The following is a 17,068-nucleotide window of genomic DNA, read 5'->3' as shown; positions in this document are numbered from 1 at the left end:
GTGTCGGTTCACGGGACGATGGAAACCCTCAGGGTTCAGGCTGAATGAGCGATACGAACAACCCGGGCGACAAGACTCTGAATCGGACTTCCCCGAAGCCGCTCTCCCTCAAGCGGCCGATCGAGGCGGGCACCGTGCGTCAGAGCTTCTCCCATGGCCGCTCCAAGCAGGTCGTGGTCGAGACGGTGAAGCGCCGCGTCATCGGTGCGGCACCGGCCGCCCCCGCCCGTGAGCCTGCGCCCGCACCGCGCCCGGCGGCCCCCGCACCGACGGCGCAGCCGCCGCGTCCGGCGCAGCGCGCCGCCTCGGGCGTCGTTCCTGCGCACCCTGAGCGAGCAGGAGAGCGCCGCCCGCGCGCCGCCCTCGCCGACGCCCAGCGCCGCGAGCCGAGGCGTCGGAAGGCCGGGCGGAAGCCGAGGCGCGCCGCCGCGAGGCCGAGGGCAGGCCCGCCGCGAGCGCGAGCCGCGAGGCCCGCCGTCGCGAGGACGAGGAGCGCAAAGCCGCGGCTGCGGCCGCCGCCGCCGCGGCGGCTGAGGCCGCCAAGGCCGCCGAGGCGCAGGCCGCTGCGCCCGCACCCGCCGCTGCCTGCACCTGTCGCGACGCCGGCCCGCCCGGCCGAGGCGCCGGCCCAGCCGGCCGCCGCCCGTCCCGCCGCGGCGCCCGCGCGCCTGCGGCCGCCGGCCGCCAACCCGAGGCGGCCCGTCCGGCCGCCGCGCGTCCGGCGGCGCCCGCTGCGGCTCCGGCCGCGCCGCGCCCGCCGCTGACGCCCGCGCCTCCCCGGGCGAGCCGCGCAAGACCATCACGGCCGATTCGCGCAAGCCACGCGACCTCAACTTCATGGCCCGTCCGACGGTCCGGCCCCGGCGCCCGAGCCCGAGAAGAGCGCGACGCCGGCGACCGCCGCGCGTCCCGCCGGCGCGGCGGCCGCGGCGCGCCCCGCCGGTCGCGGCGCCCAGACCAACGAGGACGAGTCCGAGACCAAGCGGGTGATCCGCCGTCCCGGCATGCCGCTCAAGATCATCGCGCCGCCGAAGACCCCGAAATCTCCGGGCGGCGACCGGAACCGCGGCCGCCTGACCATCGCCAACGCGACCTCGGGCGAGGAAGAGCGCACGCGCTCCGTCGCCTCGTTCCGCCGCCGCCAGCAGCGGATGAGCGGCCGCGGCCACGTGGAGCAGAAGGAGAAGCTGTCCCGCGAGGTGACAATCCCCGAGACGATCACCATCCAGGAACTCGCCAACCGCATGTCGGAGCGGGCCGTGGACGTGATCCGTCTGCTGATGAAGCAGGGCCAGATCCACAAGATCACCGACGTGATCGACTCGGACACCGCCCAGCTCATCGCCGAGGAGCTCGGCCACACGGTGCGCCGCGTCGCCGAGTCCGACGTCGAGGAGGGCCTGTCTTCCGACGAGCCGGATCTGGAGGAGGATCTCGATCCCCGTCCGCCGGTGGTCACCATCATGGGACACGTCGACCACGGCAAGACGTCGCTGCTCGACGCGATCCGCAAGGCGAACGTGGTCGAGGGCGAGGCCGGCGGCATCACCCAGCACATCGGCGCCTATCAGGTCGCGTCGCCGTCCGGCGACATGATCACCTTCATCGACACGCCCGGCCACGCGGCGTTCACGTCGATGCGCGCCCGCGGCGCCAAGGTCACCGACATCGTGGTGATCGTGGTCGCGGCCGATGACGGCGTGATGCCCCAGACCATTGAGGCCATCCAGCACGCCAAGGCGGCGGGTGTCCCGATGATCATCGCGGTCAACAAGATCGACAAGCCGGATGCCAAGCCGGAGCGGGTCCGGACGGAGCTGCTGCAGCACGACATCCAGGTCGAGTCGATGGGCGGTGAGACCCTCGAGTTCGAGGTCTCGGCCAAGACCGGCGCCGGCCTGCCGCAGCTTCTGGAGGGTATCCAGATCCAGGCCGAGATCATGAATCTGCGCGCGAACGAGAAGCGCGACGGCGAGGGCACGGTCATCGAGGCCCAGCTCGACCGCGGCCGCGGCCCTGTGGCTACGGTTCTGGTCCAGCGCGGCACCCTGTTCACCGGCGACATCGTCGTGGCGGGCGCTGAGTGGGGCCGTGTGCGCGCCCTGATCGACGATCTGGGCGAGAACGTGCAGTACGCCGGCCCCTCGGTTCCGGTCGAGGTGCTGGGCTTCAACGGCACGCCGGACGCCGGCGACCGTGTGATCGTGGTGCCGAGCGAGGCCCGCGCCCGCGAGGTCACCGAGTACCGCGCCCGTCAGAAGCGCGAGCGCCAGAACGCGCGGACCGGCGGTGCCAACCGCTCGCTGGTCGACATGATGCGCGACCTCAAGGAAGGTGCCGGCCGCAAGGAGCTGCCGGTCGTCATCAAGGGCGACGTGCAGGGCTCGGTCGAGGCGATCTCGGGCGCGCTGGAGAAGCTCGGCAACGACGAGGTCGCGGCCCGCATCCTTCTGGCCGGTGTCGGCGGCATCACCGAGTCGGACATCACCCTGGCGCAGGCCTCGAAGGCGGTCGTCATCGGCTTCAACGTGCGCGCCCACAAGGAGGCCCGCGAGGCCGCCGAGCGGGCCGGCATCGAGATCCGGTACTACAACATCATCTACGACCTCGTGGACGACATCAAAGCCACGCTGTCGGGGATGCTGCCGCCGACGCTGCGCGAGGAGCGTCTGGGCGAGGCCACGATCCAGGAGGTCTTCGAGGTCTCGAAGGTCGGCAAGGTCGCGGGTTGCCGCGTCACCGACGGCATCGTGGAGCGGGGCGCCCATGTCCGCCTGATCCGCGACAGCGTCGTGATCCACGAGGGCAAGCTCAAGACGCTCAAGCGGTTCAAGGACGACGCGAAGGAAGTCACCTCCGGCCAGGAGTGCGGCATGGCCTTCGAGAACTTCGAGAACATGCGCGCGGGCGACGTGATCGAGTGCTACCGGGTCGAGGAGATCCGCCGCACCCTCTGACGCTCCGGACTCATCCGGACAGGGCGGCCGCGGCACCTGCCGCGGCCGTCTTTTCTTTTTCAGGACGTGCGCCGACCGCTCCGGCGGGCCGGCCCGAGACAGAATGGCTCAGAAACCGACCTCCACCGGCCCCTCGCAGCGCCAGCAGCGCGTGGCCGAACTCGTGCGGCACGCGCTCGCCGAGGTGCTCCAGCGGGGCGACATCCAGGATCCGGTGCTCGGCACGCATGTCGTGACCGTGCCGGAGGTGCGGATGTCGCCGGACCTGAAGCTCGCTACCGCCTACGTGATGCCGCTCGGCGGCCTCGACGAGGCGCCTGTGATCGCCGCTCTGGAGCGCCACCGGAAGGTGCTGCGCCAGGCGGTGGCCCGACGGGTGAACCTGAAATTCGCGCCGGAGCTGCGGTTCCGGCGGGACGAGACCTTCGACGAGGCGGCGCGCATCGACAGGCTGCTGCGGGACGAGCGGGTCCAGCGCGACCTCGACTCCGCGCCCGAGGACGACGAACCGGAGACCGGGACGGGGCATTGAGTCCCGATACCAAGCAGAAAGGGACGGGGCATCGACCCCGGGGGACACGCGGACATGACGGTTTCCATGGAAGATTTGCCGCCGGCCGAGCGCCAGGCTCCCCTGCCGAGCGCTGAGCGCCGCGGGCCGGAGGGGCGCCGTCCTCAGCGCGGGCCGCGTCCCGACCGGCCGAAGCGCCGGGACGTCTCGGGCTGGGTGATCCTCGACAAGCATGTCGGCATGACTTCGACGCACGCGGTCGCGGTGGTGAAGCGCGCCTTCAACGCCAAGAAGGCCGGCCATGCCGGCACCCTCGACCCGCTGGCCTCCGGCATCCTGCCGATCGCCCTCGGCGAGGCGACCAAGACCGTCCCGTTCGTGATGGACGGCCGCAAGGCCTACCGGTTCACCGTCCAGTGGGGCATCGAGACCGACACCGACGATGCCGAGGGGCGCCCCGTCGCGACGAGCGATGCCCGCCCGGACCGGGCGGCGGTCGAGGCGGCGCTGCCGGCCTTCGTGGGGGCGATCGAGCAGGTCCCGCCGCGCTACTCCGCCATCAAGATCCAGGGCGAGCGTGCCTACGACCTCGCCCGCGAAGGCGAGACCGTGGAGCTGGTCGCCCGGCCGGTGCAGATCGACCGGCTCGCGGTGGTCGAGCACGACGGCGAGCGCACTGTGATCGAGGCCGAGTGCGGCAAGGGCACCTACGTGCGGGCGCTGGCCCGCGACCTCGGGCGGATGCTCGGCTGCTACGGCCACGTAGCCGCCCTGCGCCGGACCCGCGTCGGGCCCTTCTCGGAGGCCGAGGCCTGCGCGGTCTCGGCCCTGACCGACGGCAGCCCCGAGGCCGCCCTCGCCTACCTGCGCCCCGTGGAGACGGCCCTCGACTCCATCCCGGAGGTCGCGGTGTCGCGCGATCTGGGCCTGCGCCTGATGCGGGGGCAGCCGGTCATCCTGCGGGGCCGCGACGCCCCCGTCGAGGGCAAGGCCTTCGCGACCTGCGCCGGCATCCTGGTCGCCGTGGGCGAAGTGGAGCGCGGCGAGCTGATCCCGCACCGGGTCTTCCACCTCGGCGGGACGGCCCCCGGCCGCAGCGCCTGACATCCCGGCTCCGCGCCGCCCGGGCGGGCCGGCGCGGGGCTCCGGCCGGTGCAGGTCGGGCTGAGACGTGAGCGCGCAGGCGGAACGAACCTGAGCCGTGACGCTTTGGCCCCGGCGGACGGTCCGGGATGCTGATGCGCGAACTCGACTACGACGTGGCGGTGATTGGTGCCGGGACCGCCGGCATCGCGGCCCATCGCGCCGCGACGGCGGCTGGGGCGCGTTCGGTGCTGATCGAGCGCGGGCCCGGCGGGACGACCTGCGCGCGGGTCGGCTGCATGCCCTCGAAGCTCCTGATCGCCGCGGGCGCTGCCGCCCACGCGGCGCGCACCGCGGACCTGTTCGGCATCCGGGTTCCGGAGGTCGCGGTGGACGGGCCCGCCGTGCTGCGGCGCCTCCGCGCGGAGCGCGACCGGTTCGTCGGCAGTGTCCTCGACGGCCTCGACGATCTCCCCGACGGCGAGCGCCTCGACGGCACGGCCCGGTTCGAGGACGACCGTACCCTCCTGGTCGACGACGCGACCCGGATCCGCTTCCGGGCGGCGGTCATCGCCACGGGATCGAGCCCGATCGTCCCCGGGCCTCTGCGCGGCCTCGGCGCGCTCGTCCTCACCACCGACATCCTCTTCGAGATCCCCGACCTCCCGGCTTCGCTGGCGGTCCTCGGTGCCGGAGCCGTCGGAATCGAGATCGCGCAGGCGATGGCGCGGCTCGGCGTCGCCGTCACGGTGATCGACGCGGGCGACACCGTCGCCGGCCTGACCGAGCCCGACCTCGCCGGGCAGGCCGCCGCGATCTTCGGCGCGGAGCTGGATCTCCACCTCGGCGCCGAGCTTCGGAAGGCCGTTCCGGAAGGCGACGGCGTGTGTCTCCACTGGACCGACCGCGCCGGCCGCGAGCGGACCACGCGGGCGGCGCGGGTGCTGGCCGCCGCCGGCCGTTCTCCCAATCTGGAGGCCCTCCGGCTCGAGGCGACCGGTCTATGCCTCGAGCCCGAAGGCATGCCGGCTTTCGACCGGCGCAGCCTCGTCTGCGCGGGGGCACCGATCCTGATCGCGGGCGACGTCGACGGCTGGAGGCCGGTGCTGCACGAGGCGAGCCGCCAGGGTGGGATCGCGGGCGCCAACGCGGCAGCCCTCGCGGCGGGCCGCCCGGTCGCGACCCCGGAGCCGTGGACGCGCCTCGCGATGGTCTTCACCCATCCCCAGGCGGCGGTGATCGGCGCGCCCTACGATCCGGAGGACGATCGACGGATTGTCGGCGCCCTGGATTTCTCGGATCAGGGGCGCGCCCGCGTGGAGGGGTTGAACCGCGGCGGCATGCGGATCTGGGCCGATCGGTCCGGGCGACTGCTCGGCGGCGAGATGCTCGGGCCGGCGGTGGAACACCTTGCGCACCTGCTCACCTACGCCGTCGCCGACGAGAAAACGGCCCAGGCCGTGCATGACCGGCCGGTATATCATCCTACGGTTGAAGAAGGGCTTACTAGTATTATGTCTAAGATGATACAGAGAAGCTGAGGCGTTGATCTTGCCGATATCACAAGCATTGCGCTCGGCCATTTCGGTCGCCATACCCCGCTGAATACGCCGGTTTCGTTCCTGATGCCGCCCAGTCAGATCCCCGATACGGACGTCGATCTCGACGCCATCGCGCCGGAGGCGCTCGACCGCCTGGACCAGGGGGTGATCGGCCTCGACCCGGCCGGCACCGTCGTGGCCTTCAGCGAGGGCGCGAGCGCGATCTCCGGGCTGTCGCGCGAGGCCGTCCTCGGGCGCGACTATTTCCGCGACGTGATGCCCGGCACGAACGTGCCGAGCTTCCGCGGCCGGTTCCTGGCGGGCGCGCGCCGCGGTGCCCTCGACGAGACCTTCGACTACGTCTTCGGCCGGCTGCCGCAGCCGCTCCGGGCCCGGATCCACATGCGTCACGGCCAGATCGGCGGCCTGCGCCCCGTGACGTGGCTGACCATCGATCCCGTCGAGAGCCTCGGGGCCGACCTGTCGCGCGAGGCGGTCCTGGCGGCGATCGGCCAGCGGGTGCGCGCCGAGCCCGTGGATGCCAGCATCTGCGAGCGCGAGCCGATCCACATTCCGGGCTCGATCCAGCCCAACGCCGTGATGCTCGCGGCCGATGCCGGAACTCTCCTGGTCGCGGCCTACTCGGCCAATGTCGGCGAGATCATCGATCCGATCGAGCCGCCGCTGGCGGGCCGGCCCCTGGCGGACGTGCTGCCGGCAGAGTTCGTCGCGGCGATCCGCGCCCGGCTCGCGAGCGGGACCCTCGACGACGGCGCCTCCATGCGCCGGACCCTGACCATCCCGGACCGCGGCGCCGCCTACCACGCCGTCGCCCACGCCCATGCCGGCCGCGTCATCGTCGAGCTCGAGCTGGAGCCGGATTCGGCCGACGATTTCGCCACGGCGAGCCAAGTCGACACCGAACTCGCCGTGGGGCGCCTGCGCGAGGCCGGAACCCTGGCGGAGGCCGCCCGGATCGCGGCCCTCGAGATCCGCGCCCTCACCGGGTTCGAGGCGGTGCTGGTCTACCGCTTCGACGTGGACTGGAACGGCGAGGCCGTGGCGGAGGACAAGGTGCCCGGCTGGTCGCGCAGCCTGCTGGGCCTGCGCTTTCCCGCCTCCGACATTCCCGCCCAGGCCCGGGCCCTCTACACCAAGGCCAAGAGCCGCTTCGTCATCGACCGCGACAGCGTCCCGGTCGGGCTGGTCGCGGCGCCCGGGGCCGGAAACGGCCCGATCGACCTGACCTTCGCCCAGCACCGCACGCTCTCGCCGATCCACCTGGAGTACCAGCGCAACCTCGGCGTGAACGGCTCGATGTCGATCTCGATCATGGTCGAGGGACGGCTCTGGGGCCTGATGATCGGTCACCATCGCCGCCCGCACTACGTCACGCCGGAGACGCGCGCGGCCGCCACGGTGCTCACCGACGCCTTCGCCATGCGGGTGGAGGAAATCGAGTCGCGCCGGCTCTGGGCCGAGCGGCAGGCGCATCTCGACGTCGAGGGACGCCTCGTGCGCGGCCTGACCCGATCCGACGACTTCGTCGCCGCCCTGACCGCCGGGACGACGACGCTGCTCGACCTGTTCAGCGCCACCGGCGCCGGCATCGTCTCCGGCGAGCGGGTCACGCTGATCGGACGGACGCCGCCGGCCGAGATGGTGGCGGCGATCGCGGGCTGGCTGCGGGCGCGCGTGCCGGAGGGCGAGGTCGTCTACAGCAGCGACAGCTTCAGCGCCGACTATCCGGAGACCGGGCCGCATCGCGAGATCGCCAGCGGCCTGCTCTCGGCCTTCGTGGACGATTCGCGCGAGAACCTGCTGGTGTGGTTCCGGCCCGAGGTGCCCAGCACGGTCACGTGGGGCGGCGACCCGCGCAAGCCCGTCCTCGCCGGAAGCGGTCCCGTGGCGGTGCTGCCCCGCCGCTCGTTCGAGCGCTGGGTCGAGGAGCGCACCGGCTTCGCCGCGCCCTTCGCGGAATGGCAGGTCCAGCTCGCCGGCTCCCTGGCCGAGGCGGTCGAGGGCGTCGTGTTGCGCCAGCGGCGCAAGATCGACGAACTCACCGGCCTGCTCGCCGAGAAGGAGCGCCTGCTCGAGCAGAAGGATCTCCTCACGCGGGAGATCGACCACCGGGTCAAGAACTCCCTGCAGATCGTCTCGGCCTTCCTGCAGATGCAGCGGCGCCAGATCGCCGACGGCGAGGCCCGGCAGGCCTTCGCCGACACCTCCGCGCGGGTGATGAGCGTCGCGCGGGTGCACGACAGCCTGTACCAGGCGGATCGGTTCGACGAGGTCGATCTCGGCCAGACCATCGAGAGCCTGTGCAACGACCTCGCGGGGCTGGCCGGCGACGGGCACGCGGTCGACATGTCGGCGGAGCCCGGCCTGATGGTGCCCTACCGCAAGGCGGTGGCGCTCTCGCTGATCGCCACGGAACTCGTCACCAACGCCTTCAAGTACGCGGCGAACCCGGCCGGCGGCGGCCGTGTCGAGGTCAGCGTCTCGGCCTCCGGCCCCGGCGAGGTCCAGCTGCGCGTCTGCGACGACGGGGCCGGCCTGCCCGACGACTGGGCCGACGCCAAGGCGCGGAGCAAGGGCTCGGGCCTCGGCATGAAACTGATCCGGGCGATGCTCGACCAGATCAACGCCAAGCTCACCGTCGCCAACAATCCCGGCGCCTGCTTCACGATCACCGCGTGAGGTCCCGCGACGGCCTGCACGCGCGGCTGCGCGCCGCGACCGATCCGGCCCACCGGGCGCTGGAGGTGTCCCTCGACTGGCAGGCGCGGGTGGCGACGCTCGACGGCTACCGGGACCTGCTGGGGCGCCTCTACGGCTTCCACGCGGTCTGGGAGGCGGCCATCGGATCGGGACTCGCCGACGAGCCGTTCCTGGCGCCGCGGCGCCGTCTCGCGCTCCTCGCGGCCGATCTCGACCATCTCGGCCTCCGTCCGGACGCGGTCGCGGCGCTCCCGCGGCCGGCCGCTCCGGCTCTCCACGGGCCGGCCGCCGCCACGGGCGCGCTCTACGTGCTGGAGGGATCGACCCTCGGCGGGCAGCTGATCGGCCGGCACATCGCCGGCCTGCACGGATTCTCCGGCGCGGGGCTCGCCTATTACCGGGCGCACGGGCCCGCCGCGGGGGCGATGTGGGCCGCCTTCCGCGCGCGCCTGGACGCGTTCGGCGACGACCCGGCCGCGGAGGCCGCGCTCACCGGCGCGGCCGTGTCGACCTTCGCGGCGATGCGCGCGTGGCTCTGCCCGGTCCCGGACCTGCCGGCCGCTGCCTGAGCCGTTCGGGCGCCGCCGAGGGCGTCGCGCTCTCCCCCGGATGGACCATCAGCCGCGACGCCGCGGAAGTCGCGACGGGCGGGACTCGGCATGCCGGAACGCATGGACGCGGGCCGGCGCGGCGTTTGACGGCACCGGCCGGGACGGGCGTCAATGCCGCCCGCCGTCCCGACTGAGAGGTCCGTCCCGCAATGCTCGCCTTCGCGCTCTCCGCCCTGCTCGCCGTGCTGGCGGGCGCCGGCCTCGTCCTGCAGCAGATCCTGAACGCGAATCTGCGCGCGGGCCTCGACTCGGCGTCCTGGGCGGGCGTCTCCAGCTACGCGGTCGGTCTCGCCTGCATGGCGCTCCTCGCCGCCGCCCTGCGCGACCCGGTGCCGACCGCCGGCGCGGCGGAGCGGATCCCGTGGTGGACCTGGAGCGGCGGCCTGTTCGGCGCGGTGTTCATCGGCCTCGCGATCCTGCTCGTCCCGAAGCTCGGCGCCGCGACCTTCTTCGCCCTCCTGGTCACGGGCCAGATGCTCGCCTCGGTGCTGTTCGACCACGCCGGCCTGCTCGGCCTCGCGCAGCGGCCCGTCGACCTGCCGCGCCTCCTCGGGATCGCGCTCCTGATCGGCGGCGTCGTGCTGATCCGTCGCTAGGGCCGGATCACGGCGTCTCGGCCAGCAGGCCCTCGACGAAGGGGGCGAGTCCGGTGCGGCGCGCCCGCCGGAGACGCTCGGCCGCCAGGATCCCCTGGAGGGCCCGGAAGGCGTTCTGCAGGTCGTCGTTGACGATGACGTAGTCGTACTCGACCCAGCGCTGGATCTCCGTCCGGGCGTTGGCGAGACGCTTCTCGATCGTCTCGGCGGAATCCTCCGCCCGGCGCTCCAGGCGCTGGCGCAGCTCGGCCATGCTGGGCGGCAGGATGAAGACCGTCACCACGTCCTGGGCGAGCTTGGAGCGAACCTGCCGCGTGCCCTGGTAGTCGATGTCGAAGATCATGTCCCGGCCGGAGCCGAGCACCTTCTCCACTGGCCGCCGGGGCGTGCCGTAGAAGTTGCCGTGGACCTCGGCCCATTCGAGCAGGTCGTCGCGGTTGCGCAGGTCGTCGAACGCCTCGCGATCGATGAAGTGGTAGTGCCGCCCGTCGATCTCCGAGGGCCGCCGCCCCCGCGTGGTCACCGAGATCGACAGGTCGAGCGCCCAGCTCGGATCCTGCGCGATCGCCCGCGTCAGGGTGGTCTTCCCCGCCCCGGAGGGCGAGGAGAGGATCAGGATCAACCCGCGCCGCGCGATCGAGTCGGAGACGTTCCCGGCCGCCTCGGTCATGCGCGTGGCTCCCCGACGTTTCGCATCCGCATCCTCACGTCCCGATCCGGCATCGTGCCCGGCATCACTCGATGTTCTGCACCTGCTCGCGGAACTGCTCGACCACGGCCTTCAGGTCGAGTCCGATCCGCGACAGGCTTATATCGTTGGCCTTGGCGCACAGGGTGTTGGCCTCGCGGCCGAATTCCTGGGCCAGGAAGTCCAGCCGCCGGCCGATCGCCCCGCCGGCCGCCAGCAGGTCCCGGGCGCTCGCCACGTGGGCGCGGAGCCGGTCCAGCTCCTCGCGGACATCCGCCTTGCCGGCGAGCAGCATCGCCTCCTGGTGCAGGCGGTCCGGGTCGAGGCCGCTGCCGCCGAGGGCCGCGACGGCCGCCTCCAGGCGCGCCCGCACGGCCTCGGGCTGGCGGGCCGGATTCTCCTCGGCCGCCTGGGTCAGCGCGGCGATCCGCTCGACCTGGCCGGTGACGACCTGCTCGAGCTGGCGCCCCTCGGCGCGGCGGGCCTCGACGAGATCCGCGACCAGCTGGACCACGCCCGCGGCCAGATCCCGGGCGAGAGTGTCGGTGTCGGCCGCCTCGTCCTCGACCTCGATCACGCCGCGCACGCCGAGCAGCCCGTCCATCGTGGCGGGGGCCACGCCCTCGGGGACCGGCACCCGGGCCACCGCCTGGGCGAGGCTCGCCAGGAGCGTCTCGTTGATCCGCACCCGCGCGGTCGTCTCCGGCTTGGTGAGGGTCAGCGTCAGCTGGCACTGTCCGCGGGTCAGGGTCTTCTGCAGGGCGGTGCGGGCGGTCTCGCCGAGCCCGTCGTAGCCGGCCGGCACGCGGGTGCGCACGTCGAGGCCGCGCCCGTTGACGCTGCGGACCTCCCAGGCCCAGTGCACCGGTCCGGCACTGCCCGCCGTCCGGGCGAAACCGGTCATGCTCGCGATCTGGGCCACGCCGACCCCCGTCTCCTCGAAGATCGGGGCCTGTAGCACGGATCTCTCCGAGGGGAAGAGGCCGGTCGCCGCCGTCGCGCCGCGACCGGCACCGCGCGACCCGTGCAAGGCGACCGCAGGCTCGGCCCTGTAGGGCGGTGCGGCCGGGACGCGCCGGGATCCTTGCCCGGCCGGGGATGGCTGTCCGCGACCGTGACCGCGGCCGCGCGCCCGTCGTCATCGCCCGGTCGGGCTCGCCACGTTTCCGCTGTCGTGTCGCGCGGCCGACGTTGCATTTGGCAGTGAAGGTGTGCTCGAAATCTCGCACGTTTGCACATGACCTCGGATGGCGCATGCCGCGATCAGTATTGGGGTGGGCCGCGCTCAAGCCGTTCGGGATGTCCGCGCTGGGCGTCGGCATCTGGGAGGATGCGCCGCACGAGGGCTGGGTGCGCGGCGATGCGACGATGGCGCGGATCTTCGGCCTGAGCGAGGCCGAGGCGGCGGAGGGGATCTCCTGGGAGCAGCTCTCCGCGATCTTCCACCCCGAGGATCTCGCCCGGGATCAGAGCGAGCGCCGCCGCGTGCGCGAGGAAGGCGGCCTCTTCGCCTGGGAGCACCGCATCGTGCCCGCCCCGGGGCTCGTGCGCTGGGTCCTGGCGCGCGGCCGGTTCGAGCGGCGCCCGGACGGGCACGTCTACGGCCGCGGCATCGTGATCGACATCACCGACAGCCGGATCGACGGCCCGCTCGAGCCGCCGGCCGGCTTTCTCGGCGCCCCGGCCGAGCAGGGTACCGCGGTCGAGCGGATGGCGGATTACGCGATGCGCCTGTGGGAAATGGTCGGCGATCTCGGGCCCGACGAGGCGGCTCGGGTTCAGCCGCTGCTCGAGGCCCTGCTGTATGAGCTGGGACGCCAGATCGCGGCCTCCCTGTCGGGCAGCCCTCCGGACGTGGCGCGGCGTCCTCGGAATCCGAAGGCGCACTGAGGCCGGCGCGACGGCGTCGCGGCCGGCGCCGCTGCCTAGCGGCGGCCCCGGGGCGCCGGTGCCGGCTCGCTCAGGGTCGGGACCGTCTTGGGCGAGCCCAGGTCGTAGGTGCGGTTCTTGAGCGGGTCGAGGCGCGTGCCCTCGGAGGCGTCGAAGGCGCGCGTGCCCGGCGTGCCGGTATCCAGGGCGAAGGCCGCGTTGGTGTTGATCCCGTTGCCCGCGGGGGCGCCGCCCGGCGCGTAGGCCGAGGCGCGGCCGGGCGTCGCCGGATCGGGGCCCGGCTCGACCTTGTCGACGGCGTCCGGCGGCGCCTGCCGGCTCTTCTCCACCGCCCGCCAGCGGGCGACGTTGCGCTGGTGCGCCTCGAGGGAATCGGCGAAGGCGTGGCCGCCGGTGCCGTCCGCCACGAAGTACAGATCCTTGGTCCGGGACGGGTTGGCCACCGCCTCCAGGGCGGCGCGGCCGGGATTGGCGATCGGGCCCGGCGGCAGGCCCTCGATCACGTAGGTGTTGTAGGGGGTCGGCCGGTCGATCTCGGAGCGCAGGATGCCGCGGCCGAGGGTGCCGCGCCCGCCCACGAGCCCGTAGACGATCGTGGGGTCGGATTGCAGCTTCATCCGCTTGTTGAGGCGGTTGATGAAGACGCCGGCCACCCGGGGCCGCTCGTCGGCGCGGCCGGTCTCCTTCTCGACGATCGACGCGAGGGTGACCATCTCGGCCGGGGTCCGCACCGGCACGTCGGCGCTGCGCCGCAGCCAGATCTGGTTCAGGACCTCGCGCTGCTTGGCCTTCATCAGGTTGACGATCTGCTGCCGGGTGGCGCCGCGCTCGAACTTGTAGGTGTCCGGCAGGAGCGAGCCCTCCGGGGGAATCTCGTTGATCTCGCCGGCGAGCACGTCGTTGTCGTTGAGGCGGTTGACGATCTGCTCGGAGGTCAGGCCCTCCGGGAAGGTGATGGCGTGCTGGACCTGCCGGCCCGTGGCGATCGTGTCGAGCGCGTCGGAGATGCTCGCGTGCGCCTTGAAGACGTACTCGCCGGCCCGCAGCGCCGGCCGGCCGCCGAAGCGGGCGGCGAACTCGAACAGGCCGGTATGGTCGATCACGCCCTCGCGCTTGAGGGTCTCGGCGATCTCGGCCGTTCCGCTGTGGGTCGGGATGACCACGACCTTGTCGGCCGCGAGCGGTCCCGGCTCGCGCACCTGCCGCTGGAACAGCGTGATCCCGATCATCGCCGCGATGGCGATGACGACCGCGAAGGTGAGGGCGCCGCTGATCAGGCCCACGAGCCCGCTCCGCTCGCGCTCGGGCTTCTCCGGCGGCGGGGGCGCGACCGTCGGCTTGATCGCCTCGCCGGGCGAGCGCGGCGACAGCCGCTGCGGCAGGGCGGGCTCGTCCGTCGGATCCTGCGCGGTGGTCTCGGGCGCGGGCGTCTTTGAGCGGCGGAAGAACATCGGGATCCTGTCTGGGCCCGCGCGACCCGTCACGCGTCGCGGGCCGGGATCGGCTGCCCGCAACCGGGTGCGCACGTCGAGGGCTCTAACCCTAGTCGGGTTTGTGGCGAAATTGCCGTTCCGCGGCGCGATAGGCGCCGGCCGGCGCGCTCAGCCCGGGGGCTGGCAGGTGGCGCAGAAGAAGGTCGAGCGGTTGGCCTGCACGATGCGGGTGATCGCGCCGGCGCATCCCGGCCGGCTGCAGGGCAGGCCGACCCGGTCGTAGACCCGGAAGGCGTGCTGGAAGGCGCCCGCGCTGCCGTCCGTGTGGGCGTAGTCGCGCAGGGTCGAGCCGCCGGCCTTCACGGCCTCCTCGAGGACCTGCACGATCGCCTTGGCCAGGGCGTTGGCCTCGGGCGTCGGGCGCCCGTCCGGCCGGGCGAGGCTCCCGGCCGGGGCCTCCGGATGCAGGCGCGCCCGGTGCAGCGCCTCGCACACGTAGATGTTGCCGAGGCCCGCGATCAGGCGCTGGTCGAGCAGGGCGGCCTTCAGCGGCGCGATCTTGTGCCGGAAGAGCCGCGCGATCACCGCCCCGGTCAGTCCGTCGAGGGGTTCCACGCCCATCCGGGCGAAGTGGCGGCAGGCCGCGAGCTCCGCGCTCGGGACCAGATCCATGAAGCCGAAGCGGCGGGCGTCGTTGTAGGTCACCGTGGCGCCGGTGCTCATCGCCATCACCACGTGGTCGTGCTTGGGCGTGCCCTGGGCGCCCTCGAGGTAGAAATCCCCCGGCGACAGGTTGCTGCCGTCGGGCAGGGCCACGTCGAAGCGGCCGCTCATGCCGAGATGCATGACCAGCGTCTCGCCGGAATCGAGCGCGGCGGTGAGGTACTTCGCCCGGCGCGCGAGGCCCGTGACGGTCCGGCCCTCGAGGCGGGCGGCGAAGCGCTCGGGGAAGGGGAAGCGCAGGTTGGCCCGGCGCAGGGTGACGCGGCTGAAGCGCGCGCCGACCAGGGCGGGCGCCAATCCCCGCCGCACGGTCTCGACCTCGGGAAGCTCCGGCATCTCTCTCGCGGCTTTCGCGTGCGCGGCGCCCGGTGCGCCGGCCCCGGATATCGGCGGGATCGGCCCGGGCCGCAACCGCGCGGAACCGGCGCGGTTTGCCGCGCGGCCCCTGACGAGGCCCGCCCTACCGGCGGCGCAGGCGAACGTAGAGCGCGCCGCCGCCGCCGTGGTGGCGGGCAGCCTCCTCGAAGCCGAGGACGATGCCGCGCAGATCCGGCCCCCGCAGCCAGTGCGGCACGCTGCGGCGGAGCACGCCCCGTTCGGAGAAGGCGTCCGCGTAGCCCGGCCCGCCCTTGCCGGTGACGACCAGCACGTAGGAATGCCCGGCGGCCCGGGCGCGGAGCAGGAATCCCGTCAGCGCGGCGTGGGCCTCGGCCTGCACCATCCCGTGCAGGTCGATCCGCGCCTCGATCGCGAGCCGTCCCCGGCGCAGGCCGAGCTTGGCGGTCCGCTCCAGCCCCGCGGTCGGCGCGTGCCGCTGCGGGGGGGCTTGGTACGGCAGCGCGGTGGCCGGGCGCGGCGGCTCGGGCGCCGGCTTCGGCGGATGCTTCGGCCGCGGCGTCTTGGCGGCCGGCGGCGCGCTGGGCTTCAGGATCGGAGCCGAGAGGGCCGGCATGGTGGCGGTCGGGCCCGGCCCTGGCGGAGGCGCTTCGGGCATCGGGGCTGCGCGGCCCGGCAACGGGGTCACCAGCTTGGCGATCGCGTCCCAGAGCCGGGCCTCGCCCGCGGTGAGGCGGCGCCCGCGGCGCGGGGCCCTCACGGCGCGGCTCCGGATGCACCGCCGCGACGCGGCAGCAGGACCACGAAACCCACGGCGTCGCGGAGGTTTCCGGCGACCGCCCCGGCCTCCGGACCGGTGCCGACGAAGAGGTCGCCGCGGGCGGGGCCGACGATCGCCGAGCCGGTATCGGCGGCGACGACGAGGCGCCCGGCCGTGTCCGGCGCGCCGGCTTCCGCCTCCGCGGGGAGCGGACCCGCGAGCCAGAACGGCAGGCCGTAGCGCCAGAGGGTCGAATCCACCGCCAGGCTGCGGCCCGGACTGAGCGGGGCGTTCGCGGCGCCCGGCGGCCCGAGGGCCGGGTCGGCGACCGGGGCGAGGCGGAAGAAGATGTAGGAGGCGTTGGCGCGGATCAGGCGCTTGGCGGTCTCGGGATGGGCGCGCAGCCAGCCGGTCCAGCGGGCGAGCGTCAGTCCTTCCAGGGGCAGGTGGCCCTCCTGGACGATCAGCTTGGCCACCGCCGTGTACGGGCGGCCGTTGCGGCCGTCGTAGAGCACCCGGACCGCGCGCCCGTCCGGCAGCCGGACGCGCCCGGAACCCTGGACCTGCAGGACCAGCAGGTCGACCGGGTCGCGCAGCCACAGGATCGGCTTCGCGCGCGCGCCGAGGGCACCGTCCTCGATCGCGGCGCGGTCGGGGTAGGGGGCGAACCCGTCCGCCGTGGCCCGGGCGGCGCGCAGGCCGGGATCGAGCCCCGGGCGGGTCTCGCCGGGGCCGAGGGAGATCAGGTCGTCGGGGCGGGCGAGCACCGGCGTCGGGAAGTCCGGGCCCGGCTCGAGGGAGCCCGTGAGTTCCGGCTCGAAATAGCCGGTCAGGAAGCCGGGTCGGTCCGCGCCGGGCCGCGCGACGCGGAACGCCGCGAACCGGTCCCGGAAGAAGGCGGCCGCGTCCGGCACGGGGTCGGCGGCGGCCGCGCAGGCCTCGGCGAGGGCCGCCGGATCCCCCGCGACGCCGTCGGGCTGGGGCAGGGCGGGCGGCGGAGCCGCGCAGACCCGGCGGAAGGCGGCGAGCGCCGCGTCCGCCCGCGCGCCGGGGAAGCCCGGCAGGTCGGCCGCGGCGACGGGGATCAGCGCCGCGTCGCCGACCGCCGCCGGCGCGGCGGACACGGCCTGGCTCAGGAGGGACGCGAGGAGGGCGGCCGGGACTGCTCCGGACCGGGCGCGGGGGATCGGCACGGCGAGATCGTCACGGCACGCCGGT

13 protein-coding genes and 1 pseudogene are annotated in these 17,068 nt (G+C 73.8%); 8 read left to right on the top strand and 6 right to left on the bottom strand.

Going from position 1 to position 17,068, the window contains the following annotated elements; translation table 11 throughout:
- Nucleotides 1-44 precede the first annotated feature (44 nt).
- From infB to BKE41_RS19680, 7 genes and pseudogenes are all read left to right on the top strand, one after another.
- Nucleotides 45-2,957 (top strand): annotated as a pseudogene (infB, locus tag BKE41_RS19710) (translation initiation factor IF-2).
- Between the two features lie 103 nt (nt 2,958-3,060).
- Entirely contained in the window at nt 3,061-3,489 is a 429-nt protein-coding gene (gene rbfA / locus BKE41_RS19705; RefSeq protein ID WP_012320660.1) for a 30S ribosome-binding factor RbfA, read from the top strand.
- Between the two features lie 66 nt (nt 3,490-3,555).
- Nucleotides 3,556-4,572, top strand: a complete 1,017-nt coding sequence (gene truB / locus BKE41_RS19700; protein ID WP_071000007.1) for a tRNA pseudouridine(55) synthase TruB — start codon at nt 3,556-3,558, stop codon at nt 4,570-4,572.
- A 134-nt stretch (nt 4,573-4,706) separates the two neighbouring features.
- On the top strand, nt 4,707-6,092 hold the full coding sequence (locus BKE41_RS19695) for a dihydrolipoyl dehydrogenase (protein ID WP_071000723.1): 1,386 nt from the start codon (nt 4,707-4,709) through the stop codon (nt 6,090-6,092).
- 84 nt (nt 6,093-6,176) lie between these two features.
- Nucleotides 6,177-8,792, top strand: coding sequence for a histidine kinase dimerization/phosphoacceptor domain -containing protein (locus BKE41_RS19690; RefSeq protein ID WP_012320657.1), 2,616 nt, complete (start codon nt 6,177-6,179; stop codon nt 8,790-8,792).
- A complete protein-coding gene (locus BKE41_RS19685) occupies nt 8,789-9,382 on the top strand; it encodes a biliverdin-producing heme oxygenase (RefSeq protein ID WP_012320656.1) in 594 nt (197 codons plus the stop codon). Before BKE41_RS19690 ends, BKE41_RS19685 begins: the two co-directional genes overlap by 4 nt.
- Before the next feature lie 191 nt (nt 9,383-9,573).
- Nucleotides 9,574-10,020, top strand: coding sequence for a DMT family transporter (locus BKE41_RS19680; protein WP_012320655.1), 447 nt, complete (start codon nt 9,574-9,576; stop codon nt 10,018-10,020).
- A gap of 7 nt (nt 10,021-10,027) precedes the next feature.
- On the opposite strand, the gene gmk is transcribed toward BKE41_RS19680, so the two are convergent.
- A complete protein-coding gene (gene gmk, locus BKE41_RS19675; RefSeq protein WP_012320654.1) occupies nt 10,028-10,690 on the bottom strand; it encodes a guanylate kinase in 663 nt (220 codons plus the stop codon).
- Between the two features lie 64 nt (nt 10,691-10,754).
- Nucleotides 10,755-11,612, bottom strand: coding sequence for a YicC/YloC family endoribonuclease (locus tag BKE41_RS19670; RefSeq protein ID WP_041372727.1), 858 nt, complete (start codon nt 11,610-11,612; stop codon nt 10,755-10,757).
- A 194-nt stretch (nt 11,613-11,806) separates the two neighbouring features.
- On the opposite strand from BKE41_RS19670, the gene BKE41_RS19665 reads away from it, so the two are divergent.
- Nucleotides 11,807-12,598 (top strand): PAS domain-containing protein, encoded by a 792-nt coding sequence (locus BKE41_RS19665; protein ID WP_245295814.1) that lies wholly within the window; start codon nt 11,807-11,809, stop codon nt 12,596-12,598.
- Between the two features lie 35 nt (nt 12,599-12,633).
- Here the strand turns inward: BKE41_RS19665 and mltG are convergent, their stop codons facing one another.
- The 4 genes from mltG to BKE41_RS19645 all read right to left on the bottom strand — a co-directional run bounded on the left by mltG (nt 12,634) and on the right by BKE41_RS19645 (nt 17,043).
- Complete coding sequence (gene mltG / locus BKE41_RS19660) at nt 12,634-14,049, bottom strand: endolytic transglycosylase MltG (protein ID WP_012320651.1); 1,416 nt, start codon at nt 14,047-14,049, stop codon at nt 12,634-12,636.
- Nucleotides 14,050-14,199: 150 nt separating this feature from the next.
- On the bottom strand, nt 14,200-15,090 hold the full coding sequence (gene mutM, locus BKE41_RS19655) for a bifunctional DNA-formamidopyrimidine glycosylase/DNA-(apurinic or apyrimidinic site) lyase (protein WP_012320650.1): 891 nt from the start codon (nt 15,088-15,090) through the stop codon (nt 14,200-14,202).
- Between the two features lie 124 nt (nt 15,091-15,214).
- The gene (locus BKE41_RS19650; protein WP_029361227.1) at nt 15,215-15,850 is read right to left on the bottom strand and encodes a Smr/MutS family protein; all 636 of its coding nucleotides are present in this window, start codon (nt 15,848-15,850) and stop codon (nt 15,215-15,217) included.
- A complete protein-coding gene (locus tag BKE41_RS19645; RefSeq protein WP_071000006.1) occupies nt 15,847-17,043 on the bottom strand; it encodes an MltA domain-containing protein in 1,197 nt (398 codons plus the stop codon). The genes BKE41_RS19650 and BKE41_RS19645 overlap by 4 nt, the downstream gene beginning before the upstream one ends.
- Nucleotides 17,044-17,068: the final 25 nt, after the last annotated feature.

Origin of the sequence: Methylobacterium sp. C1 (assembly GCF_001854385.1) — a bacterium.
Classification (GTDB): domain Bacteria; phylum Pseudomonadota; class Alphaproteobacteria; order Rhizobiales; family Beijerinckiaceae; genus Methylobacterium; species Methylobacterium radiotolerans.
The sequence above is the reverse complement of the archived record's forward strand: the minus strand, read 5'-3'. Positions and strand labels throughout refer to the sequence as shown.